This is a genomic window from Stenotrophomonas sp. ATs4 (genome assembly GCF_051861585.1).
Lineage (GTDB): Bacteria > Pseudomonadota > Gammaproteobacteria > Xanthomonadales > Xanthomonadaceae > Stenotrophomonas > Stenotrophomonas maltophilia_AS.
The window spans coordinates 220,127-243,074 of record NZ_JBLYPK010000006.1 but is presented as its reverse complement, the minus strand read 5'-3'; the positions used below and the strand labels follow the sequence as shown (position 1 = coordinate 243,074).

Below are 22,948 nucleotides of genomic sequence, written 5' to 3'. Positions count from 1 at the left end.
CCGTGGCACTACGCACCACCCTTGTTGGTCTACTGCTGGCCCTGAGCTGCGCCCACGCGATGGCCGACGATCTGCCTTGGTCGCTGCCCGCGGGTGCGTCACCTGCGCAGACCGACGCCGCCCTGCTGGCACTGGGCACCGAACTGCTGAAGTCTGCGTCCCTGACCGATGCGCAGCGCAGCCACGCGCTGCTGGTCACAGGTCGCAACGCCGAAGCGCGCAAGGCCATCGAGCAGGCACGTCGTGCACTGGAGGACGGCGGAGACAGCGCAGCGTCCCAGCGCTGGGTACCGATGCTGTTGCTTGCCACTGCCGGCGAGCAGGACGCGCAGGCCTATGCGCGGGCATTCCATTCGGCGTTCGCGCGCCTTGATGATGTAGCCGCCGTACAGGCAGACGCCGCACTGGCCATCGAGCCCGCTCCGGTCCGTACACAGCTGGCGCAGGCCCTGGCCGCCGGGCAGGATGCTGCGGCGCTGTCCGAAACCACTGCACTGAACCTGATCCGCCTGCAAGCGGTACTGCGCGCACAGACGCTGGCCGCCGTACGGGCCCCTGCACTGGTCACCGCGGAAGAGCAGCGTCGCTTCGTCATCGACGACACCTTGCGCATTCCCGCAGGCGGCGACGTGGTGCTGTCGGCCCAGCTGGCGCGGCCACGCGCTGCCACCGCGCCACTGCCTGCGGCCATGCTGTTCACCATCTACACCGATCCACCCAAGAACCGGCAGAAGATGCTGCTGGCCGCCGCGCATGGCTACGCCGGCATCGTGGTCGATGCGCGCGGCAAAGGCCAGGGCACCGGCACCATCGCTCCCTACGAACATGACGGCGAGGACGCCAACGCGGCCATCGACTGGATCAGCCACCAGCCATGGAACGATGGCCGGGTCGCCATGTATGGCGGCAGCTACGAAGGCTTCACCGCCTGGGCGGCGGCGCGCCATCACCATCCCGCATTGAAGACCATCGTGCCCTACGTTGCCGCCATCCCCGGCCAGGGTCTGCCGATGGAGAACAATGTATTCCTCAGCGCCAACTACGGCTGGGCGTTCTATGTGGCCAATGGCCCGATGCTGGACAACGACACCTACGACCAGGACGAGCGTTGGTCGCAGCTGCCGCAACGCTGGTATGCCTCAGGACGCCCCTACCGGCAGATCGACCAGGTCGATGGCACGCCGAACCCCTGGCTGCAGCGCTGGCTCGACCACCCGACGTACGATGCCTACTGGCAGGCGATGGTCCCGCACGGCAGTGAGTTCAGCGACATTCGCATCCCGGTGCTGACCATCACCGGCTACTACGATGATGGGCAGATCTCGGCACTGCAGTACTTCAAAGACCACCTGCGGCACCGCCCCGATGCCGATCATGCCCTGCTGATCGGACCCTACGACCACCGCGGTGCGCAGTCGGCGCTCAAGCCGATGCAGCTGCGCGACTACACGGTCGACCCTGCCGCACAGTTCGACACCCCTGCAGTGACCTTCCAGTGGCTGGACCATGTGCTGCGTGGCGCACCTCGCCCGGCGCTGGTGCCTGACCGCGTGAACTACCAGCTGATGGGCAGCAATCGCTGGGGGCATGCGGCAACACTGGACGCCGCGGCAGGTGCTCACCGCCGCTACCACCTCTCGGCCGCACCCGCTTCGCCCGATGGCTACCACCGCCTGCAGGAACAGCCGCCAGCGCTGGGCCAGCTGAGGCAGACCGTGGACCTGGCCGACCGCAATGAAATGCGGCATGGCTACTACCCGTTCCCGATCATCTCAGCACAGGACGAAAGGGATACGGCGCTGTCCTTTGTCAGCGATCCCTTTACCGGCCCGATGGACCTGGTGGGCAGCTTCTCCGGCGACCTGAAGGTCCGCCTCAACAAGCGCGACTTCGATTTCACTGTCACCCTGTACGAGCTGATGGCCGATGGCCGCCGCATGCAGCTGTCCTACTACATGGGCCGGGCCAGCCACGTGCGCGACCCGAGCACGCGCCAGTTGCTGCAGTCCGGCCAATGGACCCACCTGCCCTTCGACCGGACGCGCATGGTCGCCCGCCGCCTGGCTGCAGGCAGCCGCCTGCTGGTGAAGGTGGACGTACTGAAGGACGCCATGCACCAGGTCAACCACGGCACCGGCCGCGATGTAAGTGACGAATCGGTCGCCGATGCGGGCGCCCCGCTGCAGGTGGACTGGCACAGCGACAGCGTGGTGACGATCCCCCTGCGCCCCGCCAGCGACACCCCCCAGTAGATCCACGCCATGCGTGGATGGGGCCGCCCCGTTCCGTGCTTCGGTAGATCCACGCCATGCGTGGATGGGGCCGCCCCGTTCCGTGCTTCGGTAGATCCACGCCATGCGTGGATACGCAACGGCCCATCACGGAACAGTTCTTGCACGCACCCCGGCAACCCCTGCCGCAGTGCCCGTGATGTCCGAGAACGAATCCGCCGGCGAAAAGACCGAACAACCTACCGAAAAACGCCTGCGCGACGCCCGTGAACAGGGCAACCTGCCGCGCTCGCGCGAACTCGGCACGGCCGCCGTATTCGGCGCCGGCGTGCTGGCGGTGATGGCCATGAGCGGCTCGATCGGTCGGGGTGCCAGCGCCTGGATGAAGCACGCGCTCAGCCCCGAACAGAGCCTTCGGCAGAACCCGAAGGAACTGTTCGGCCACTTCGGCGACCTGCTGCTGCAGTTCATGCTGGTGATCGCACCGCTGGTGCTGGTCTGCCTGCTGGCCAGCTTCGTCGCGCCACTGGTGATGGGCGGCCTGCGCTGGTCGGCCAAGGCGATGATGCCCGACATCAACCGCATGAACCCGATGAGCGGGCTCAAGCGCCTGTACGGCCCCGAGGCCATTGCCGAGTTCACCAAATCGCTGTTGCGCGTGGCCTTTGTCGGCGTTGCCGCCGGGCTGGTGGTCTGGACCGGCTTCGACACCCTGCGTGGCCTGATCCACCACCCGCTGGAGACCGCCATCACCGACGGCCTCGGCTTCACCCTGCGCCTGCTGCTGGCCACCGCCGGCGCGATGCTGGTGCTGGCGGCCATTGATGCCCCATACCAGCGCTGGAACTGGATGCGCAAGCTGAAGATGACCCGTGAAGAGCTGCGCCGGGAAATGAAGGAAAGCGAGGGCAGCCCGGAAGTGAAGGGCCGCATCCGCCAGCTGCAGCAGCAGATGGCCAACCGCCGGATGATGGAAGCGGTGCCCACTGCCGACGTGGTGGTGGTCAACCCGACCCACTATGCCGTGGCACTGAAGTACGAAGGCGGCGCCATGAACGCTCCGAAGGTGGTCGCCCTGGGCGTGGACGAGACCGCCCTGCGCATCCGTGAAGTGGCCGATGGCAACAAGGTCGCCATCGTCTCTGCCCCGCCTTTGGCACGCGCCTTGTATCGGGAAGGCCAACTCGGAAAGGAAATCCCCGTGAGACTGTATTCGGCCGTGGCCCAGGTCCTGTCCTACGTCTACCAGCTGCGCGCCTGGCGCACTGGCCCGATGCCGGACAGCCCGCACATCCAGGTGGATGAATTCGGCAAGGGAGGCCGCCCGTGAGCGCCCAGCCCTCCCCCGGCTTCAACACCCGCCGCGCCCTGGAAATGATCCGTCAGGGCCTTGGCGCGCCGCTGATCGTGCTGGCCCTGCTGGCCATGGTCGTGGTGCCGCTGGCCGCGCCGGTGCTCGATGCGCTGTTCACCTTCAACATCGCCATCTCGCTGATGGTGCTGCTGGCGGTGGTGTATGTGAAGCGCCCGCTGGACTTCACGATCTTCCCGATCGTGCTGCTGGTCACCACCATGCTGCGGCTGGCGCTGAACGTGGCCTCCACCCGCGTGATCCTGCTCAACGGCCAGAACGGTCACGAGGCAGCCGGCAAGGTCATCGCCGCCTTCGGCGAATTCGTGATCGGCGGCAACTACGCGGTCGGCATCGTGGTGTTTGCGATCCTGACCATCATCAATTTCGTGGTCATCACCAAGGGTGCCGGCCGCGTCTCGGAAGTGACCGCGCGCTTCATCCTCGATGCGATGCCCGGCAAGCAGATGGCGATCGACGCTGACCTCAACGCCGGTTTGCTGACGCGTGAAGAAGCCAAGCTGCGCCGCGAAGAAGTCCGCGAGGAAGCCGACTTCTACGGCGCGATGGATGGTGCCAGCAAGTTCATCCGTGGCGACGCCATCGCCGGCATCCTGATCCTGTTCATCAATATGCTGGGCGGCTTGGCCGTGGGCGTGCTGCAGCATGGCATGCCGTTCGGCGACGCCGCTGCAACCTATACCCTGCTGTCCATCGGTGACGGCCTGGTGGCGCAGCTGCCGGCCCTGCTGGTCTCCAGTGCCGTGGCGATGCTGGTCACCCGCGCCTCGCGCTCGCAGGACATGGCCCAGGCGATGACCGGCCAGGTATTCGGCCAGTACCGCGCGCTGGCCATCACCGCCGGCATCCTCGGCGTGGTCGGCCTGGTACCGGGCATGCCCAACGTCGCTTTCCTGACGCTGGCCGCCATCCTCGGCTTCATCGCCTGGAAGGTGTACCGCAAGGGCAAGGCCGCGGCTACCGATACGGCAGCCGGCAGCAATGACGCCGCCGCGCTCAATGCGCTGGGCCGCCCGGCCGCACCGGCACCGACCGCGGAACTGAGCTGGGACGAGCTGCGTCCGGTCGATCCGCTGGGGCTGGAGGTCGGCTACCGGCTGATCCCGCTGGTAGACAGCAACCAGGGCGGCGAACTGATGGCGCGGATCAAAGGCGTGCGCCGCAAGCTGACCCAGGATGTCGGCTTCCTGATCCCGTCGGTGCACATCCGCGACAACCTGGAACTGCCGGCCAACGGCTATCGCGTGCTGGTGCACGGCGTGCCGGTGGCCACCGCCGAGATCCATCCGGACCGTGAGCTGGCGCTGGACCCGGGCAGCGCGCTCGGTGCGCTGGAAGGCATCGCCGGCAAGGATCCCGCCTTCGGCCTGGATGCGACCTGGATCCAGCCGCACCAGCGTGCCCAGGCCGAGACGCTCGGCTACACCGTGGTCGATCCGGCCACCGTGGTTGCCACCCACCTCTCGCACCTGATCCGCGAACACGCGCCGGAACTGCTCGGCCACGAAGAAGTGCAGCACCTGCTGGCCAACCTGGCCAAGAGCGCCCCCAAGCTCGTCGAAGATCTGACGCCGAAGGCCTTGCCGCTGTCGGCGGTGGTGCGCGTGCTGCAGAACCTGCTGGTCGAACGCATTCCGATCCGCCAGCTGCGCAAGATCGCCGAGGCACTGGTGGAACACGCGCCCAGCAGCCAGGACCCGGCCGCGCTGACTGCCGCCGTGCGCACCGCGCTGGGCCGCTTCATTGTGCAGGAGATCGCCGGAATGTCGGCGGAGCTGCCGGTGTTCACGCTCAACCCACAATTGGAACGTGTCTTGCAGGAGTCCACGCAGGGCAACGGCGCCGCGCTGGAACCCGGACTCGCTGAGCGACTGCACCAGAGCCTGGCCGAATGTGTCAGCAAGCAGGAAGCCCGCAACGAGCCCGCGGTTGTACTCGTGCCCGGGCCGGTGCGCGCCGCGCTGGCCCGCCTGGTCCGCCACAGCGTCCCGTCGCTGTCGGTCCTGGCCTACAGCGAGGTGCCGGAGGACAAGCGCCTGAAGCTGGTCGGAACGATCAGCTGACGCCGCCCTCCAATGCGCCAGAAAACAGACACCACTTTCGAACCAACGCAACAGACAGATACCAAGGGGAACCCGCACCGTGCAGACCACCGACCACCCGAGTTCTCCGACCGCCACCCCGCCGTCTTCGTCCCGTGACCACAGCATGAAAATCAAACGATTCGTCGCCGCCGACATGCGCTCGGCCATGAACCTGGTGCGCAAGGAACATGGTCCTGACGCCGTGATCCTGTCCAACCGCCGGATCGAGGAAGGCATCGAGATCGTCGCCGCCGCCAACTACGATGAAAGCGCCGTGCAGCGTGCACTGGAAGCCTCGCGTCGTGACATTGCCCCGCCGCCGGCACCGAAGCCGCGCACCGCTGCCGACGCGGTGATCGCTGCCGTCACCCGCCGCCGCAGCAGCACCCCGGCACCGGAACCGGTGGCTGCGACCACCTCGGCCGTGGCCGCCCTCGCCCGCGCTGCGGTCGGCGCCACTGGCCGCACCCTGGACAGCGCCGACGAGATCGTGCCGACCCGCGGCAGCACCGGTTTCGCCGCAACGCTGGCGCGTGCCGCCGTCAATGAACCGGCGCGAGCGGAACAGGCGTTCGGCCCGTTTGCAGACGCTGTCGCCGCTTCCACCACGATCGCGCCTGCCAACCGCGCCCGCTTCCAGATCGACCCGCCGCACGCTGATCACCCGCAGAACCCGGCCACCGCCGTGCAGCCGCCACCGCTGCCGGGCAACGTTGTGGCCGACGCGCAGCCGCAGGCCTTGGCCGACGAACCGTCGCGGGTGGGCGCAATCGCCGACACCGCCCCGGAACCGGCCCTCGCACCGGCGCCGGTGCTGACCGTGGTCGCCCAGGACGATGCCGAGATCCGACAGCTGCGCCAGGAAGTGGCCGGCATGCGCCACGTGATCGAGCGCGAGATGAACCGATTCACCGACGAGCGCCTGCGTGGCTGCCCGGTGCGCGCCACCGCGCTGGACCTGATGGACGAGTACGGCTTCGACGCCGGCCTGGCCCGCGACGTGGCCATGCAGATTCCGCTGGAGACCGACGCTCACCGCGGCCGCGGCCTGATGCTGGGGCTCATTTCGCGCAAGCTGCCGATCGCTCCGGTCGATCCGCTGGAGGAAGGCGGGGTGATCGCGCTGGTCGGTCCGACCGGCGCCGGCAAGACCACCACCATCGCCAAGCTGGCCTCGCGTTTCGCCGAAAAGCACGCACCGCGTGACGTCGCCCTGGTCACCACCGACACCACCCGCATCGGTGCGCGTGAACAGCTGTACGGCTACGGCCGCCAGCTCGGCATTGCGGTGCACGAGGCCAACAGCGGCACCGACCTGGACCAGCTGCTGGAGCGCCTGAAGGACTACAAGCTGGTGCTGATCGACACCGCCGGCCTGGGCCCGCGCGACCGCGCACTGGCTGCCCAGCTGCAGTGGCTGCGTGCCGCCCGCCAGGTGCGCACCCTGCTGGTGCTGCCAGCCAATACCAGCTTCGGTGACATGGACGAGGTGGTCCGCCGCTTCGGCGCGGCCAACCTGCAGGGCCTGGTACTGAGCAAGCTGGACGAGACCGGCCGCTTCGGCAACGCCCTGTCGGTGGCCGTGGACCACGCCCTGCCGATCACCTGGGTGACCGATGGCCAGGACGTTCCGGAGGACCTGCACCGGGCCAGTGCAGCCAATCTCGTACTTCGCCTTGAAGATTTGCGCCGCGCGGCCGATATGCCCTGCAACCCGGAGTTGAACCATGCCGTCGCGTGAGTACGCCAAGCTGACCAAGACCTTCCCGCTGTCGGCCACCCGCAGCGAGCCGCTCGGCCCTGTGCGCACCATTGCGGTCACTGGCGGCAAGGGCGGCGTGGGCAAGACCAACGTTTCGGCCAACCTGGCCGTGGCGCTGGCCGGCATGGGCAAGCGCACGCTGCTGCTGGACGCCGACCTCGGCCTGGCCAACATCGACGTGATCCTGGGACTGAACCCCACCTTCACGCTGGCCGACCTGGTCGCCGGCCGCTGCTCGCTGGACGACGTCATCGTCGAAGGCCCGAACGGCGTGCTGGTGGTCCCGGCCGCGTCCGGCCGCCGGCACATGGCCGAGCTGGCCCCGGCCGAGCACGTCGGCCTGGTCAACGTGTTTTCCGAGCTGGAACGCGAACTGGACATCATGGTGGTGGACACTGCCGCCGGCATCAACGATGGCGTACTGACCTTCTGCCAGGCCGCACAGGACACCGTGGTGGTGGTCTGTGACGAGCCGGCCTCGATCACCGACGCCTACGCACTGATCAAGGTGCTGTCGCGCGAACGTGGCGTGGACCGTATCCAGGTGGTGGCCAACATGGTGCGCGACCCCAACGAAGGCCGCGTGCTGTACGAAAAGCTGACCCGCGTCTGCGAGAAGTTCCTTGCCGATGTGTCGCTGAATTACCTGGGCTGCGTGCCGCAGGATGACTGGCTGCGCCTGTCGGTGCAGCGCCAGCAGCCGGTGGTGAAGGCCTATCCGTCCAGCCCGGCCGCCCTGGCGATCACCGAGATCGCGCGCCGTACCGCCCGCTGGCAGGCGCCGACCGAACCGCGTGGCGGCGTCGAATTCTTCCTCGAACGCATCCTCAAGCAACGCGGGGTGACGGCATGAAAGGCGCAGCCCAGTACAGGGAAGTGCAGCGCTCGGCGGCGAACGAAGTCATCGCCCAGCATTCGGACCTGGTGCGGCGCATCGCCCACCACCTGGCGGCACGCCTGCCCGCCAGCGTCGAGGTCGATGACCTGATCCAGGCCGGCATGATGGGCCTGATCGAAGCCTCGCGCAGCTACGACGCCGACCAGGGCGCCTCGTTCGAGACCTATGCATCGATCCGCATTCGCGGCTCGATGATCGACGAGATCCGCCGTGGCGACTGGGTGCCGCGCTCGGTACACCGCCGCGCCCGCGATGCCGCTGCCACCATCCGCCGCCTGGAGCAGAGCAGTGGCCGCGCTGCCAGCGCCACCGAAGTGGCTGCAGCGATGGAAATGCCACTGCCCGAATACCTGCGGTTGATGGAAGACGCCGCGCGCGGCCAGGTGCTGAGCCTGGAGTCGCGCATCGAAGACCAGGGCGAGCTGGATACCGTCACCCAGGGTGGCCCGACCCCGCAGCAGGTGCTGGAACGCGGCGAGTTCGGCCGCGAGCTGGGCAAGGCCATCGGCCATCTGCCCGAGCGTGAGCAGCTGGTGCTGTCGCTCTACTACGAGCAGGAGCTGAACCTGAAGGAGATCGGCGCGGTGCTTGGCGTGAGTGAATCGCGGGTCTGCCAGATCCACGGCCAGGCAGTGCTGCGCCTGCGTGGCCGGCTGAAGCTGTTCGAGGCTGCCGACGCAGGCCTCGAAGAATGAACATGCCCGAGGTGGCTGCCCCCGGCCACCCGGACTGAACAACAAAGGAACTCTGCTTTGAACAAGAACATGCGCATCCTGATCGTCGACGACTTCTCGACCATGCGTCGAATCGTCAAGAACCTGCTGGGCGATCTGGGCTTCACCAACACCGCCGAAGCCGAGGACGGGCATGCCGCGCTGTCGCTGCTGCAGAGCCAGCCGTTCGATTTCGTGGTCACTGACTGGAACATGCCGGTGATGACCGGCATCGAACTGCTCAAGGCGATCCGCGCCGATGCCAAGCTGAAGACCCTGCCGGTACTGATGGTCACCGCCGAAGCCAAGCGCGAGCAGATCATCGAAGCCGCCCAGAGCGGCGTGAACGGCTACATCATCAAGCCGTTCACGGCGCAGACGCTGGAAGAGAAGCTCGGCAAGATCTTCGAACGCCTGGCGGCCAGCGCCTGATGGATACCACGGTCGACAAGAGCGCCCTCGCCCTGCGCCTGCAGGAAGCCCTGGACGCACTCGAGTCGGGAGACGAGGCCGCGTGGCGGCAGCGCATCGACGGACTGGTCGCGCTGCGCACGCAGCCGATGATGAGCGGCCTTTCGCGGCTGGCCCGCGAGCTGGGACAGGCGCTGGGTGAACTGCCGACCGTGCCCGACGAAGCCGGCGAGCTGGACGACGCCTGCGCGCGCCTGGACCACGTGGTGGCGATGACCGAACAGGCCACCCACCGCACCCTGGACCTGGCCGAGGAATGCCGCAGCCTGACCGAACAACTGCGTGCCGAAGGCCTGCAGCCGGGCCAGGACGCGCAGCTGGAGCGCATCCGCCACAACCTGACCGAGATCGCCCTGACCCAGAGCTACCAGGACCTGACCGGGCAGATCATCCGTCGCGTGGTCGGCATCGTCCGCCGCGTGCACGAAGGCTTCGGCGCACTCGGTCTGCCGCCGGAACAGCATCGCACCGACCCGGAACTGGCCGGGCCGGCATTGAAGGGACTGGACCGCCACGCGGTCTCGCAGAACGACGCCGACGACCTGTTGTCGGACCTGGGGCTGTAAGCATGAGCGCGGTATCCGACGACATCACTGCCGATTTCATCATCGAGGCACAGGAAATCCTGGATCGCCTCGGCGAACAGCTGGTGTCGCTGGAGCAGGCACCGCAGGACACCGAACAACTCAACGCGGTGTTCCGCGGCTACCACACGCTCAAGGGCGGCGCCGGCTTCCTTGGCGTCACCGCGATGGTCGAGCTGTGTCATGCCGCCGAAGAAGCCCTCGGCGCTGCGCGTGCCGGCCAGGCCGTGTTGCAGGCCCATCATTTCGATGCGGCCCAGCAATCTCTGGATTACCTGCAGTCGATGCTGGATGCCGTGTCCTCGGGCACTGAACCGGGCTACGCGCCGCCGGAACTGATCGCGCAGTTCGATGTGCACGGTGGTGCCGCCACCCCGTCGGTCGCCGCTGCGCCCGCCGCCGCTGGCAGCGACCTGATCACCGACGATGAGTTCGAGGCCCTGCTCGACCAGCTGCATGGCGGCAACGCTCCGACCGCGGTTGCTGCAGCGAAGAAGGCCGACGACGGACTGATCAGCGAAGACGAATTCGAAGCGCTGCTCGACCAGCTGCATGGCGGCGCCGCACCCGGCACCCAACCGGTCGCCGCCGTGCCCGCGGCACAACCGCCCGCACCGCGCCCACCCGCACCTGCTCCGGCAGCAAAGCCGGCGGCCAAACCGCTGGCCGAAGCCGAGCACACCGTGCGCGTGGACACCAAGCGCCTGGACGCGATCGTCAACCTGATCGGCGAACTGGTGCTGTCACGCAATCGGTTGAAGACCCTGCGTGCGCGCCTGCGCGACGAAGAGCTGGACCGCGCGGTCTCGACCCTGGACATCGCCACCGCACGCCTGCAGTCGGCGGTGATGCGCACCCGCATGCAACCGGTGGGCAAGGTGTTCTCGCGCTTCCCCAAGGTCGCGCGTGATGTCGCCCGCTCGTTGAAGAAGGAAGTGGACCTGGAGCTGATCGGCGCAGAGACCGAGCTCGACCGCAACCTGGTCGAAGCCCTTGCCGACCCGCTGGTGCACCTGGTTCGCAACGCCATCGACCATGGCGTGGAGATGCCCGAGCTGCGTGAAGCGCAGGGCAAGCCGCGAATGGGCCACGTACGCCTGTCGGCACAGCAGGAAGGCGACTACGTCAGCATCGAGGTGCAGGACGACGGCGCCGGCATCGACCCGGAGAAGCTGCGAGCGAAGGCACGCGAGAAGGGCCTGATCGATCCAGAAGCCGCTGCACGCCTCAGCAGCGAGGAATGCCTGCATCTGGTGTTCCTGCCCGGGTTCTCGACCAAGCAGCAGGTCACCGACATCTCCGGCCGTGGCGTGGGCATGGACGTGGTGCAGTCGCGCATCCGCGAACTGAGCGGCCAGATCCAGATCCAGTCGGAACTGGGCCGCGGCAGCCGCTTCCTGATCCGCGTACCGCTGACCCTGGCGATCCTGCCGACCCTGCTGGTGCAGGCCGGCGAAGACGTCTACGCGCTGCCGCTGGCGCGTGTGATGGAAGTGCTGCATGCGCCGCGCACCTCGCTGGGCTGGTTCGATGGCCGTGCCGTGCTCGATCGCCGCTCGCACACCCTGCCGCTGGTCGATCTTCGCCAGTGGCTGGATGTGACGCCGGCCGCCTCGCCCCTGCTGACCATCGTTGTGCTGCAGGCCGGTGAAGCCCGTTTCGGCCTGGTCGTGGACCAGGTGCGCGGGCGCGAGGAAGTGGTCATCAAGCCATTGCCCAAGGCATTGCGGGGTCTGGCCGGTTACGCAGGTGCAACCCTGATCGGTGATGGTCGCATGGCCCTGATCCTGGACGTGGACGGGTTGCGATGACGCCCGCCCACCACTGACGGTAGCGCCGGGCCATGCCCGGCGGCCCGGAAACTGTGACCACCGTCTGTACACGATTCCCCGGTGTCTCAAGTCCCATTCACACAAGCCGATACCGGACCCATGGATAGACTCAGCCTCATTGGACTCTTTCTCGCCCTGGCCTCACTGGTCGGCGGCAGCATCCTCAAGGGCGCCGGCCTGGCGTCACTGTGGTCGCCTGCCGCGTTTGTGATCGTCATCGTCGGAACCGTCGCCGCCATCCTGCTGCACACCTCGCCAGCGGTGTTCAAGCATGCGTTCAAGATCGTGCGCTGGGTCGTGCGGCCGCCGCACAGCGACCGCCGCGAACTGATCCAGCAGATTGTCGAGTGGAGCAACATCGCCCGCCGCCAGGGCCTGCTGGGCCTGGAAGCACAGGTGGAGGCACAGCAGGACCCGTTCCTGCGCAAGGGCCTGCAGCTGCTGGTCGACGGTGTCGAGCCCGAATCGATCCGGCACATGCTGGAGATCGAACTGGGCAGCCAGGAGCATCAGGACCACGCCGGCGCCAAGGTCTTCGAGGCGATGGGGATCTACGCCCCTACCCTCGGCATCATCGGTGCCGTGCTCGGCCTGATCGCGGTGATGAAGAACCTCGCCGATCCGAGCAAGCTCGGCCACGGCATTGCCGCTGCGTTCACCGCAACCATCTACGGCATTGCCTCGGCCAACCTGCTGTTCCTGCCGATCGCCGCCAAGCTCAAGAGTGTGATCTCGCACAATACCCGCGACCGCGAAATGGTCATCGAAGGCCTGATCTCGATCGCCCAGGGCGAGAACCCGCGCAACATCGAAACCAACCTTTCCGGCTTCCTGCACTGACATGACCCGCCGCAAGCACCACGAAGAACACGCCAACCATGAAGCATGGGCGATCCCCTATGCCGACCTGATGACGCTGCTGCTCGCTTTCTTCGTGGTCATGTACGCGATCTCCTCGGTGAACGAGGGCAAGTACCGGATCATGGCCGACGCGCTCACCGATGCCTTCGGTGGCGCGCCGCGCACCATCAATCCGGTGCAGGTCGGCAACAAGCAGGTACAGGGCGGTGGCTGGGACAGCCCATCGGTGATCAAGTCCGGTACCAAGGTCGGACCCTCCGCACCGGCTCCCTCGCACGACCCCACCCTGCTGCCATCGATGGCCTCGCAGATGCGCATGCCGGTGTCGGTGCACAACCAGGAACAGATCGCGCGCGCCGAACGCCAGCTCAGCAGCATCGCTGACCGCCTGACCGCCGCGCTGGCCCCTTTGATCGATCGCGGCATGATCAGCGTACGCCGTACCGAGCTGTGGATCGAAGTGGAGATCAACAGCGACATCCTGTTCCCCACCGGCTCGGCCGCGCTGGACGTGCACGCCCGGCAGACCCTGGCCAGCCTGGCCGACGTACTGCGCGACGTGCCCAACAGCGTGCGCGTGGAAGGCCATACCGACAACGTGCCGATCGCCACCGCCACCTTCCCGTCCAACTGGGAATTGTCGGCCGGCCGCGCGGCCAGCGTGGTCCATCTGTTCGCCGACCAGGGCGTGCAGCCGTCGCGGCTGGCGATGGTCGGCTACGGCCAGTTCCGCCCGCGCGAAGAGAACGACAGCGCGCAGGGCCGCAACCGCAACCGGCGGGTGATGGTCATCATCCTGGCCGACACCACCCATGCGGTCGATCCGCTGGGCCAGCGCCTGAACGCTGCAACCGATGCTGCCAACAGCACCGGCACCGAACAAGCCGCTGCAACGCCGGCTACCGCCCCCACCTCCCCCATCGCACCGGTGAAGTTGCCACCGGTGCCGGCTGGCAGCCGCGTCGGCGCCGCCGTTCCCCCGGCAATGAAGGAGTAAACCGATGCGCATCTGGGCAGTCGCCAACCAGAAGGGCGGAGTCGGCAAGACCACTACCACCCTCGCCCTCGGCCGCGGCCTGGCTGCAATGGGCCATCGCGTGCTGCTGATCGACCTTGATCCGCACGCCTCGCTCAGCCGCGCCTTCGGCGTGCCGGTGGATCCGCCGCCGGCCGGCGTGCTGGAACTGTTCGGTGCGCCGCCAGCGGACCTGTCCAGCCTGTGCCACGCCAGCAACATCCACGGCCTGGACTACGTCTGCGCGCAGTCGGCACTGGCGACGCTGGAGCGCCGCAGCGCCAACCAGCCCGGCCTGGGCCTGGCCCTGCAGAATGCACTGGCCCGCCACCAGGGCCAGCACGATTACATCCTGCTGGACTGCGCACCGACCCTCGGCCTGCTGATGATCAACGCGCTGGCCGCTGCCGACCGGCTGATCATCCCGACCCAGGCCGAACCGCTGGCGCTGCATGGACTGGACGGCATGGTCCGCACCGGCGAGATGGTCGAGCGCTCGCGCCGCCGCCCGCTGCCGATCTCGATCCTGCCGACCTTGTTCGACCGCCGCACCCGCGCCGGCAACGAATCGCTGCGCACCATGCAGGACCGTCACGGCACCCGCGTCTGGGAAGACGCGATTCCGATCGACACCCGCATCAGCAACGCCGCTGGGCTGACCCTGCCGAGCGCCGGCGAGGACTACCCGGGTCGCGGCCTGGCCGCCTATCGGCGCGCCCTGAACTGGATCCTCGGCGAGGATGCCCGCGCTCTGGAGCAGGCGGCATGAACAGTACCGGGGTACTGGACGACTATCTGGACGAACTGCTGGGCGAGGCGATCGCTCCGGCCGCAGTCACCCTGCCCGCACCGGGTAGCGCCGGGCCATGCCCGGCGAGCGCAGCGGACACCGAGCGCGAGCCCACATGGGACGATCTCCCGGCCGAAGTGATCTACGAAACCGACACCGTCGCCGCCACACCGGCCGAGGACGACGCAGCACTGGAAGCTGCCTTCGAGGCCGCCAGCCCTGCGCCCACACGTGAGCCCACCTGGGACGACCTGCCGGACGAAGTCATCCACGAAACCGCGCCTGCCCCGGCTCCGGCCGCTGCAAAGACCGGCCCGGAGCCGACCTGGGACGATCTGCCGGATGAAGTGATCTACGAGACCGATCCGGCCGACAGCCATCGCCTCGCCCACACCGACAGCCCCGGCCTGCAGGCCGCATTCGAGGCCGCAGCCGTCGGTGAGGAGGTCGCCACGCCACCGCCCGCCGTAGTCGCAGCACCGGTCTCGCCCCCGGCACCTCGCACCGCGCCGGCACCGGCAGCACGCACCGATGCCGCACCGCCACCGCGCGTGGCCGTGGACGCACCCGCCAGCAATCGGCCCGGCACCTGGCAGGAACTGCAGGCACAGGCGCACCGTCCGGCCAGCAGCCCGCATCCGCAGAACCGCCGCGCCGGCGAGCGCACCTCGCGCTGGCTGCGTCTGCGTTGCGGCGCCCAGGCCTATGCGCTGGAACTGCTGAAGGTGCAGGAAGTGGTCCTGCCAGTACCGTTGCTGCCACTGCGCGGCACTGCCCCGGCAATGCTCGGCATCATGAACCTGCGCGGCCAGGTGGTGCCGGTGATGGACCTGGGCCTGCACCTGGGCGCAACTGCGGCCGAGGAAGACGCGCAGACCCGCATCGTGGTGCTGGAGGAGAACGGCGAGACCATCGGCCTGCGTGTATCGGCCGTGGAAGATGTCGCCAACCTCACCGATTCGCAGATCGAGCCACCCGATACGGCGCGCATCTGCCAGATTTCCAATGATCTGTTCCGTGGCGTGGCCCGGGTCAGCCAGCGGCCGATGATCCTGCTCGATGCCACGCAGCTGTTGAGCTGAGCGGAAAAAAGGGGACGGAGGGGATTAAGTCGCAACTGGCTCAGCGCTTTGCGCCGACGCGGTGCCTGTCGGGGACGCAAGGAGTTGATCCGTTGGATCAACACCTTACGCCCCCACTGCGGGGTCGCCGTTGCCGAGGGGGGCTGCAGTAGAGCCAGGTCGATTGCGACTTAATCCCCTCCGTCCCCTTTTCAACAGCGACCGCATCGACGGGCCGCGTCGATTCCCCTAAAGAAGCCGTGGATCTTGCCGTTATGGATCACGGAACCGTTTGTCCGGAGCAACGATGAGCACTGTCGAACTGGGTGAGGATCTCGGCATCGAGAGCAGCACCGAGCTCAAGAACCGCCTTTCGCCACTTGTGGTGGAAGCAGGCGAACTGACCCTGGATGCAAGCCAGGTCGGTCGCATCCATACCGCGAGCATGCAGGTGCTGTGCGCCTTCGTGCAGGCCCGCCGCGAGGCAGGCCTGGGCACCGGCTTCCACGGTTGCACTGCAACCTTCCGTGACGCTGCACGCCTGTTGGGCGTCACCCAGGCCCTGGGCCTGGACGTAACCCATGACAACCTGAAATCTGTGGAGAACGCTGCATGAGCGCACGTATCTTGGTGGTGGACGATTCGGCGTCGATGCGCCAGATGGTTTCCTTCGCCCTCACCTCGGCCGGTTTTGCCGTCGAAGAAGCTGAAGACGGCGCGGTCGCGCTCGGTCGCGCAAAGGGCCAGCGCTTCAATGCCGTAGTCACCGACGTCAACATGCCGAACATGGACGGCATCGCGCTGATCCGCGAACTGCGCCAGCTGCCGGACTACAAATTCACGCCGATGCTGATGCTGACCACCGAATCGGCTGCCGACAAGAAGTCCGAAGGCAAGGCCGCCGGTGCTACCGGCTGGCTGGTCAAGCCGTTCAACCCCGAGCAGCTCGTCGCTACCGTGCAGAAAGTGCTGGGCTGATCGCCCCGCACTGCTCCCCCTCTTCGCTTCCGGATCGCCACTGCCATGAGCATGGACCTGCAACGCTTCCACGCCACCTTCTTCGAGGAGAGCCGCGAAGGCCTCGACGCCATGGAGGCCGGCCTGCTGGCCCTGGAATCGGGGCAACAGGACGCGGAGATCATCAACTCGGTGTTCCGCGCCGCCCATTCCATCAAGGGTGGCGCCGGCACCTTCGGCTTCGATGCGATCGCCGGCCTGACCCACGTGCTGGAGACGCTGCTGGATGAGCTGCGCGCCGGCAAGCGTGCTCTGGAGGGCAACGCAGTCGACGCGATGTTGTCCTCTGTGGACGTGCTGCGCGCCCTGCTGCGCGAAGCCGAACACGGTCAAGCTGCCGACCCGGCCGCTGTCGTTGCGGTGAAGGCGCGCCTGGAAGCTGTTCTTTCCGGTCAGGCCGCAGCGAGCGCCCCGGCCGCCGCTACGACCAAGGTGGATGACACGCCGGAAGCGTGGCAGATCGGCTTCACCCCGTCGCCGTCGCTGTTCATGAGCGGCAACGATCCGCTGCGCATCATCCGCGAACTGGAACACCTGGGTTCGCTGCAGGTGGCGGCGCGCCTGGAGCGCCTGCCCGGCTTCGACCAGCTCGATCCGCTTGAGGCCCACCTCGCGTGGGACCTGGGGCTGGTCGGCAAGGTGCCGCGCAGCAAAATCGAAGACACCTTCGCCTGGGTGCTGGACGACTGCGAGCTGGACATCCGTCCGGCTGCGCCGCCGAGCCTGGCCACCGAGGCACCTGCCACACCCGCCCCTTCCACGCCGGTTGCTGCACCTGCTGCCGCAGCCGCTCCTGCCAGCGGTGGCGGCCAGGAAGCAGAAACCTCCATCCGCGTCAGCGTCGACAAGGTCGATGCCCTGATCAATCTGGTCGGCGAACTGGTCATCACCCAGGCCATGCTCAAGCAGGTCTCGCACGCGTTGGACCCGGTCCACGCCGAGAGCCTGTTTGCCGGCCTGGACCAGCTTGAACGCAACACCCGCGATCTGCAGGAAGCGGTGATCGGGGTGCGCATGCTGCCAGTCGATGCGGTGTTCCGCCGCTTCCCGCGCCTGGTCCGCGATCTCTCCGGCCGTCTCGGCAAGCAGGTGCGCCTGCGTACCATCGGCGAAGGCACGGAACTGGACAAGGGTCTTATCGAAAAGATCGCCGATCCGCTGGTGCACCTGGTACGCAACTCGATCGACCACGGCCTGGAAATGCCGGACGTGCGTCGCGGCGCGGGCAAGGACGAGACCGGCACGATCACGCTCGCCGCCTCTCACCAGGGCGGGCACATCGTCATCGAAGTCAGCGACGACGGCCGTGGCCTGGACCGCACCAAGATCCTGGCCAAGGCCCACGAACGCGGCCTGGCCGTGCCGGACAACCCGACCGATTCGCAGGTCTGGGACCTGATCTTCCAGCCCGGCTTCTCCACCGCCGATGCGGTCACTGACCTGTCCGGTCGCGGTGTCGGCATGGACGTGGTCCGCCGCAACATCCAGGCGCTGGGCGGCGAAGTGCAGATCGAAAGCGGCCTCGGTACTGGCACCCGCACGCTCATCCGCCTGCCGCTGACCCTGGCCATTCTCGATGGCATGACCGTGGCGGTGGCCGGCGAAACCCTGATCCTGCCACTGGCCTATGTGCTGGAGGCGTTGCAGCCTCAGCCCGAGGACATCCGCAGCATGGCCGGCGAAGGCCGCGTACTGCGCGTCCGCGGTGAGTACCTGCCGATCCTGTCGCTGAGCGAGTACTACGGCTACGGCAACCGCGCTCCGGGCAGCGAATCGCTGGTGGTGGTGGTCGAAGGCGATGGCCAGAAGATCGCACTGGAAGTGGACGAGCTGGTCGGCCAGCAGCAGGTGGTGGTGAAGAACATCGAGAACAACTACCGCCGCATCGGTGGCGTGTCCGGTGCCACCATCCTCGGCGATGGCCGCGTGGCACTGATCGTCGACATCGGCGGCCTGGTGCGCTCGCTGCGGATGCCGCAGGCCGCCTGATTCCTACTGCATGTGCGCTCTGAACCGCCGCCCTTCGGGGCGGCGGTTTTTGTTTGCGTGCGCTCTGCCAAGGGGTCAGATCCCTTCTCGCAGAAAAGGGATCTGACCCCGATCGCCGTGTCACGCATAACGTGAACTGCGTCGGCGCGATGGTTACGCCAGCAACCACGCCATCTGAGCGCAAGCCCCGTTACTGCTGGACTTTCGCGCCCTCATCCCTACGCATCCGAATGTGATCCGGGTCCATAAAGTCCGCCCGAATCGCGCCGCTATTTCGCTTTGACGGCCGTCACCGATCCCCCACCGGGCACCACCGTTCCTCTGCATCCCCAAGCCGGCGCAACGACGCCGGCATTCTGCCCACCTTGGAGCACCCTGCATGAAGTGGTTCCACGATCTGCCCATCGCCCGCAAGCTGGCGGTGGGTTTCACCCTGACCACCCTGATGACTGTCATCCTGGGTGCGTTCGCCCTGGTCCGCCTGTCCGAAGCCAATGCGCAGCTGAGCGCCATGGCGTCCAACGATATTCCGTCGGTTCAGTACCTCGGCGAAGTACGCTCGCAACTGGGTGAATTCCGCACCTATGAGCTGGCCCAGCTGAGCATGCTGGACCAGCCGGAAAAGGTGGCCGACTACAACAAGCGCATGGACGACACCGCAGCGGTCGTGCGCGAACAGCTGGCGGCCTACGCCAAGCTGCCGGCCGGCGCCAAGGAACGCGAGCTGTACAACGCCGTGCAGAGCGACGTCGACGGCTACTTCGCCGCCAATGCCAAGCTGCGCGAAGCGGCCACCGCCGGTGATGGCGTGGTCGCCCGGCAGATCTCCGACGATCAGTCGCGCCCGCTGCGCCGCAAGGCCTTCGAAGACCTGAAGGCACTGGGCGCTTACAGCACCTCGTTGATGCAGGGCAAGATCGACGATGCCAACGCCACCCACCGTAACAGCATGCTGGCGATCATCGCCGCCATCGTGCTGCTGGTCGTGGTTGCCGCAACCCTGGCCGTGGTCATCTCGCGCGCCGTGGTCGGTCCGCTGGGCAAGGCGGTGCAGGCCATCCAGGCCGTCGCCCGTGGCGACCTGAGCGTCACCACCCAGAGCACCGGCAAGGATGAGGCGGGCCGCATGCTGGCCGCCACCACCGAGATGACCGCGATGTTGCGCCGCTTCTCCGAGCAGACCCAGCTGATGGCGCAGATGCATGCCGGCCCGGACATCAGCCATCGCATTCCGGAAGACTTCCCGGGCGTGTACGGGCAGCTGGCCGGCGGCATCAACACGGTCATCTTCGAACACCTCGACTCGATCCGCGATGCCATCGACGTGCTCAACCAGTACGCCACCGGCAACCTTGCCCCCGATGCTCGCCGACTGCCGGGCAGCCGCGCGATCCTGCACGAGTCGATGGACGCCGCCAAGGCCAGCCTGCTGGCCATCAACACGCAGATCCAGCAGCTGGCCTCGGCTGCTGCAGCGGGTGACTTCAGCCAGCGCGGTGATGCGCAGCGTTTCGATCACGATTTCCGCGTGATGATCGAACAGCTCAACAGCATGATGCAGGTAACCGACGGCAACCTCGGCCAGCTGTCGCAGCTGCTGCAGTCGATCGCGGCTGGCGACCTCACCGCGCGCATGGACGGCCAGTTCCATGGCGTCTTCGCGCGCATGCGTGACGATGCCAACACCACCGTCGCCCAGCTGACCCAGATCGTCGGCCAGATCCAGGCCAGCGCCTCCAGCATCACCCTCGCCGCCGGCGAAATCGCCTCGGGCAACAGCGACCTGTCCCGCCGCACCGAGCAGCAGGCGGCCAACCTGGAGGAAACCGCCGCCTCGATGGAGGAACTGACCTCCACCGTGCGCCAGAACGCCGAGCATGCCCGCCAGGCCAATCAGCTCGCCATCGGCGCGCACGGCGTCGCCAGCCAGGGCGGCGACGTGGTCGGCCAGGTAGTGACCACCATGTCGGCCATCGAAGCCTCGTCGAAGAAGATCGCCGAGATCATTTCGGTCATTGACGGCATTTCGTTCCAGACCAACATCCTGGCGCTGAACGCTGCCGTCGAAGCCGCACGTGCCGGTGAACAGGGCCGCGGTTTCGCCGTGGTCGCCAGCGAAGTGCGCACCCTCGCCCAGCGCTCGGCCGCCGCCGCCAAGGAGATCAAGGGACTGATCGATGACTCGGTCGGAAAGGTCGCCGAAGGCTCCAGCCTGGTCCACCAGGCCGGCAGCACCATGGGTGAGATCGTCGCCTCGGTGCAGCGCGTGACCGACATCATGGCCGAGATCTCCGCCGCCTCGCAGGAGCAGTCGGCCGGCATCGAGCAGGTCAACCAGACCGTGGTGCAGATGGACGAAACCACCCAGCAGAACGCCGCGCTGGTGGAGGAAGCCACCGCTGCCGCACGCGCGATGGAAGATCAGGCCGTGCAGCTGGGCGAAGCCGTGGCCCGCTTCCGTTTGGCCTCGCAGGGCACCACTGTCACGCCGACGCGCCTGGCTACGGCACCGGTTCCGCGCCAGGTGGCGACCGCCGTGCCAGCGGCCAAGGCCGCACCTGCGCGCGCGCCGCGTTCATCGGCGGCACAGCCGGCGCTGGCTGCTGAAGGCGACTGGCAGGAGTTCTGAGCCCACGCGAAAAGCATCCACGCATGGCGTGGATCCAACTGCCTGGCAGACCATGGGGTCAGGTCCTTTTCCTTCGGGAACGGGATCTGGCCCCTTACGCATGGAAAGTGATGCAATTCTCACTTCATAATCCGACGCAGTGGCCGATATCTCCATCGAGCCACGCGCCACACCGTGCTGGCGCCCGCCCCTGACCGTAGATTCCATGTCCGACGGCAACGACACTGCAGCGCATGATGTCCACGCGGCCGACGCCGCTGACGAACGTTTCCTGGTCCGCAATCCACGCCAGCTGCGCCAGCTGCTGCGATCGCTGATCGACCAGCGATCACTGATCAACGCGCATATCGACGGCCGGGATCGCTCGTTCCCGACCGCCCTGCTCGAGATCGATGAGGACGAGGACACCCTGCTGCTCGATGGCAGCCCGCAGGAGGCGTCCAACCGCGCCGCCGAGCAGGCCGACCATCTGCTGTGCTTCGCCCAGCTCGAACGCGTGCTGGTGCGGTTCCGCCTGCAGGCGCTGGAGCGGGTGGACAACGACGGCCACGTCGCATTCCGCGCCCCACTGCCGGACGAACTGGTGCACCTGCAGCGACGCGAGATGTATCGGCTGGAAACGCCGGTCACCGACTCACCGCAGCTGCTGCTGCCGCCCGGCGAAACGCGCGCGGATGCGCTGTCGATGCGGGTGGTGGACATCAGTGGCGGCGGCCTGGCGGTGGCCGTGCCTACCGACTGCGCGGTGTTCAGCCTGCAGAAGCGCTACCCGGCGGTACTGTCGCTGCCCGACGGCCCAGACCTGGAGATCGGGCTGGTGGTCTGCAACCTGCTGCCGCAGCGCCAGCCCAATGGCATCGAGGTCAAGCGCGTGGGCATGCGCTTCGACACTCTGCCGCGCGGCGCCGACAGCGCCATCCAGCGCTACATCTTCCGCATCGACCGCCAGCGCAAGGCACGCCGCAACGGCGAGTTGTAGGCCCGTCCGACCGGCACTACCCATTCAGGGCCGATCCGGTACCCCGGTAGATCCACGCCATGCGTGGATGCCCCCAGGCGCTACACCTAAAGTCCCCCCGCGCGGGGCCGATATCGAGCCTGACACCGGGACTTCCGGCAGAACCAGGACCCCTCGATGAACGACAAGACCAGCACCACCGCCAGCGCCGGTGGCGAATTCCTCAGCTTCACCCTCGGTGCCGAGCACTACGGCGTGGACATCCTCAAGGTGCAGGAAATCCGCGGCTATGACGCGGTCACCCGGGTGCCGGATGCGCCGGACTACATCAAGGGTGTCATCAACCTGCGCGGCACCATCGTCCCGGTCATCGACCTGCGCCTGAAGCTGCGCCTGGACAATGCCCGCTACGACGCCTTCACCGTGATGATCGTGCTGAACGTCGAAGACCGCGTGGTAGGTATCGTCGTCGACAGCGTCTCCGACGTGATCCCGCTGTCGGCCGAACAGATCCGCCCGACCCCGGAATTCGGCGCCGCCGTCGACACCCGCTTCATCTCCGGCATCGGCACCCAGGACGACCGCATGCTGATCCTGCTCGACATCGAGACCCTGCTGGACAGCGCCGATATGGGCCAGGCCAACGTCGTTGAAGACGCCGCCGCCTGATCGAACGGACCT

General features: G+C 67.3%; 19 protein-coding genes. All 19 read left to right on the top strand.

Annotated features, from left to right (window positions below):
- Nucleotides 1-2 precede the first annotated feature (2 nt).
- The 19 genes from ABR323_RS12820 to ABR323_RS12730 all read left to right on the top strand — a co-directional run bounded on the left by ABR323_RS12820 (nucleotide 3) and on the right by ABR323_RS12730 (nucleotide 22,936).
- Nucleotides 3-2,252: a CocE/NonD family hydrolase gene (locus ABR323_RS12820; RefSeq protein ID WP_439449592.1), complete on the top strand. Its 2,250-nt coding sequence runs from the start codon at nucleotides 3-5 to the stop codon at nucleotides 2,250-2,252.
- A gap of 178 nt (nucleotides 2,253-2,430) precedes the next feature.
- Nucleotides 2,431-3,561: a flagellar biosynthesis protein FlhB gene (flhB, locus tag ABR323_RS12815; RefSeq protein WP_135273529.1), complete on the top strand. Its 1,131-nt coding sequence runs from the start codon at nucleotides 2,431-2,433 to the stop codon at nucleotides 3,559-3,561.
- A 44-nt stretch (nucleotides 3,562-3,605) separates the two neighbouring features.
- The gene (gene flhA / locus ABR323_RS12810; RefSeq protein WP_206141074.1) at nucleotides 3,606-5,666 is read left to right on the top strand and encodes a flagellar biosynthesis protein FlhA; all 2,061 of its coding nucleotides are present in this window, start codon (nucleotides 3,606-3,608) and stop codon (nucleotides 5,664-5,666) included.
- A 145-nt stretch (nucleotides 5,667-5,811) separates the two neighbouring features.
- Nucleotides 5,812-7,428, top strand: a complete 1,617-nt coding sequence (flhF, locus tag ABR323_RS12805; RefSeq protein WP_439449591.1) for a flagellar biosynthesis protein FlhF — start codon at nucleotides 5,812-5,814, stop codon at nucleotides 7,426-7,428.
- Nucleotides 7,415-8,302, top strand: a complete 888-nt coding sequence (locus ABR323_RS12800; protein WP_065723213.1) for a MinD/ParA family ATP-binding protein — start codon at nucleotides 7,415-7,417, stop codon at nucleotides 8,300-8,302. The genes flhF and ABR323_RS12800 overlap by 14 nt, the downstream gene beginning before the upstream one ends.
- The gene (locus tag ABR323_RS12795) at nucleotides 8,299-9,042 is read left to right on the top strand and encodes an RNA polymerase sigma factor FliA (RefSeq protein ID WP_135273526.1); all 744 of its coding nucleotides are present in this window, start codon (nucleotides 8,299-8,301) and stop codon (nucleotides 9,040-9,042) included. The genes ABR323_RS12800 and ABR323_RS12795 overlap by 4 nt, the downstream gene beginning before the upstream one ends.
- Nucleotides 9,043-9,099: 57 nt before the next feature.
- On the top strand, nucleotides 9,100-9,492 hold the full coding sequence (gene cheY / locus ABR323_RS12790; protein WP_006365466.1) for a chemotaxis response regulator CheY: 393 nt from the start codon (nucleotides 9,100-9,102) through the stop codon (nucleotides 9,490-9,492).
- On the top strand, nucleotides 9,492-10,097 hold the full coding sequence (locus ABR323_RS12785; protein ID WP_135273525.1) for a protein phosphatase CheZ: 606 nt from the start codon (nucleotides 9,492-9,494) through the stop codon (nucleotides 10,095-10,097). Before cheY ends, ABR323_RS12785 begins: the two co-directional genes overlap by 1 nt.
- 2 nt (nucleotides 10,098-10,099) lie before the next feature.
- Entirely contained in the window at nucleotides 10,100-11,926 is a 1,827-nt protein-coding gene (locus ABR323_RS12780; RefSeq protein WP_439449590.1) for a chemotaxis protein CheA, read from the top strand.
- A 120-nt stretch (nucleotides 11,927-12,046) separates the two neighbouring features.
- Entirely contained in the window at nucleotides 12,047-12,787 is a 741-nt protein-coding gene (locus ABR323_RS12775; protein WP_439449589.1) for a flagellar motor protein, read from the top strand.
- 1 nt (nucleotide 12,788) lies between these two features.
- Nucleotides 12,789-13,805: a flagellar motor protein MotD gene (motD, locus tag ABR323_RS12770; RefSeq protein ID WP_439449588.1), complete on the top strand. Its 1,017-nt coding sequence runs from the start codon at nucleotides 12,789-12,791 to the stop codon at nucleotides 13,803-13,805.
- Between the two features lie 4 nt (nucleotides 13,806-13,809).
- A complete protein-coding gene (locus ABR323_RS12765) occupies nucleotides 13,810-14,592 on the top strand; it encodes a ParA family protein (protein WP_135273522.1) in 783 nt (260 codons plus the stop codon).
- Nucleotides 14,589-15,695 carry a chemotaxis protein CheW gene (locus ABR323_RS12760; protein WP_439449587.1) on the top strand — a complete coding sequence of 369 codons (1,107 nt, stop codon included), beginning with the start codon at nucleotides 14,589-14,591 and terminating at the stop codon, nucleotides 15,693-15,695. Before ABR323_RS12765 ends, ABR323_RS12760 begins: the two co-directional genes overlap by 4 nt.
- A gap of 286 nt (nucleotides 15,696-15,981) precedes the next feature.
- Nucleotides 15,982-16,290 carry an STAS domain-containing protein gene (locus ABR323_RS12755; protein ID WP_135273520.1) on the top strand — a complete coding sequence of 103 codons (309 nt, stop codon included), beginning with the start codon at nucleotides 15,982-15,984 and terminating at the stop codon, nucleotides 16,288-16,290.
- Nucleotides 16,287-16,652 (top strand): response regulator, encoded by a 366-nt coding sequence (locus tag ABR323_RS12750; RefSeq protein WP_025878971.1) that lies wholly within the window; start codon nucleotides 16,287-16,289, stop codon nucleotides 16,650-16,652. The genes ABR323_RS12755 and ABR323_RS12750 overlap by 4 nt, the downstream gene beginning before the upstream one ends.
- A 45-nt stretch (nucleotides 16,653-16,697) precedes the next feature.
- Nucleotides 16,698-18,680, top strand: coding sequence for a chemotaxis protein CheA (locus ABR323_RS12745; RefSeq protein WP_439449586.1), 1,983 nt, complete (start codon nucleotides 16,698-16,700; stop codon nucleotides 18,678-18,680).
- Nucleotides 18,681-19,059: 379 nt separating this feature from the next.
- Nucleotides 19,060-21,309 (top strand): methyl-accepting chemotaxis protein, encoded by a 2,250-nt coding sequence (locus ABR323_RS12740; protein ID WP_439449585.1) that lies wholly within the window; start codon nucleotides 19,060-19,062, stop codon nucleotides 21,307-21,309.
- A 205-nt stretch (nucleotides 21,310-21,514) separates the two neighbouring features.
- Nucleotides 21,515-22,288 carry a flagellar brake protein gene (locus tag ABR323_RS12735; protein ID WP_135273517.1) on the top strand — a complete coding sequence of 258 codons (774 nt, stop codon included), beginning with the start codon at nucleotides 21,515-21,517 and terminating at the stop codon, nucleotides 22,286-22,288.
- A 156-nt stretch (nucleotides 22,289-22,444) separates the two neighbouring features.
- A complete protein-coding gene (locus ABR323_RS12730; RefSeq protein ID WP_135273516.1) occupies nucleotides 22,445-22,936 on the top strand; it encodes a chemotaxis protein CheW in 492 nt (163 codons plus the stop codon).
- The last annotated feature ends 12 nt before the right edge of the window (nucleotides 22,937-22,948 follow it).

Excerpts from the sequence above, each read along its gene's own strand:
- ABR323_RS12775 (WP_439449589.1), top strand. The coding sequence starts at position 12,047 with ATGGATAGACTCAGCCTCATTGGACTCTTTCTCGCCCTGGCCTCACTG.
- ABR323_RS12765 (WP_135273522.1), top strand. The coding sequence starts at position 13,810 with ATGCGCATCTGGGCAGTCGCCAACCAGAAGGGCGGAGTCGGCAAGACC.
- ABR323_RS12740 (WP_439449585.1), top strand. The coding sequence starts at position 19,060 with ATGAAGTGGTTCCACGATCTGCCCATCGCCCGCAAGCTGGCGGTGGGT.
- flhF (WP_439449591.1), top strand. The coding sequence starts at position 5,812 with ATGAAAATCAAACGATTCGTCGCCGCCGACATGCGCTCGGCCATGAAC.
- flhA (WP_206141074.1), top strand. The coding sequence starts at position 3,606 with ATGATCCGTCAGGGCCTTGGCGCGCCGCTGATCGTGCTGGCCCTGCTG.
- ABR323_RS12760 (WP_439449587.1), top strand. The coding sequence starts at position 14,589 with ATGAACAGTACCGGGGTACTGGACGACTATCTGGACGAACTGCTGGGC.
- ABR323_RS12730 (WP_135273516.1), top strand. The coding sequence starts at position 22,445 with ATGAACGACAAGACCAGCACCACCGCCAGCGCCGGTGGCGAATTCCTC.
- ABR323_RS12800 (WP_065723213.1), top strand. The coding sequence starts at position 7,415 with ATGCCGTCGCGTGAGTACGCCAAGCTGACCAAGACCTTCCCGCTGTCG.
- ABR323_RS12745 (WP_439449586.1), top strand. The coding sequence starts at position 16,698 with ATGAGCATGGACCTGCAACGCTTCCACGCCACCTTCTTCGAGGAGAGC.
- flhB (WP_135273529.1), top strand. The coding sequence starts at position 2,431 with ATGTCCGAGAACGAATCCGCCGGCGAAAAGACCGAACAACCTACCGAA.
- ABR323_RS12795 (WP_135273526.1), top strand. The coding sequence starts at position 8,299 with ATGAAAGGCGCAGCCCAGTACAGGGAAGTGCAGCGCTCGGCGGCGAAC.
- ABR323_RS12755 (WP_135273520.1), top strand. The coding sequence starts at position 15,982 with ATGAGCACTGTCGAACTGGGTGAGGATCTCGGCATCGAGAGCAGCACC.
- ABR323_RS12735 (WP_135273517.1), top strand. The coding sequence starts at position 21,515 with ATGTCCGACGGCAACGACACTGCAGCGCATGATGTCCACGCGGCCGAC.
- ABR323_RS12785 (WP_135273525.1), top strand. The coding sequence starts at position 9,492 with ATGGATACCACGGTCGACAAGAGCGCCCTCGCCCTGCGCCTGCAGGAA.
- ABR323_RS12780 (WP_439449590.1), top strand. The coding sequence starts at position 10,100 with ATGAGCGCGGTATCCGACGACATCACTGCCGATTTCATCATCGAGGCA.
- ABR323_RS12750 (WP_025878971.1), top strand. The coding sequence starts at position 16,287 with ATGAGCGCACGTATCTTGGTGGTGGACGATTCGGCGTCGATGCGCCAG.
- motD (WP_439449588.1), top strand. The coding sequence starts at position 12,789 with ATGACCCGCCGCAAGCACCACGAAGAACACGCCAACCATGAAGCATGG.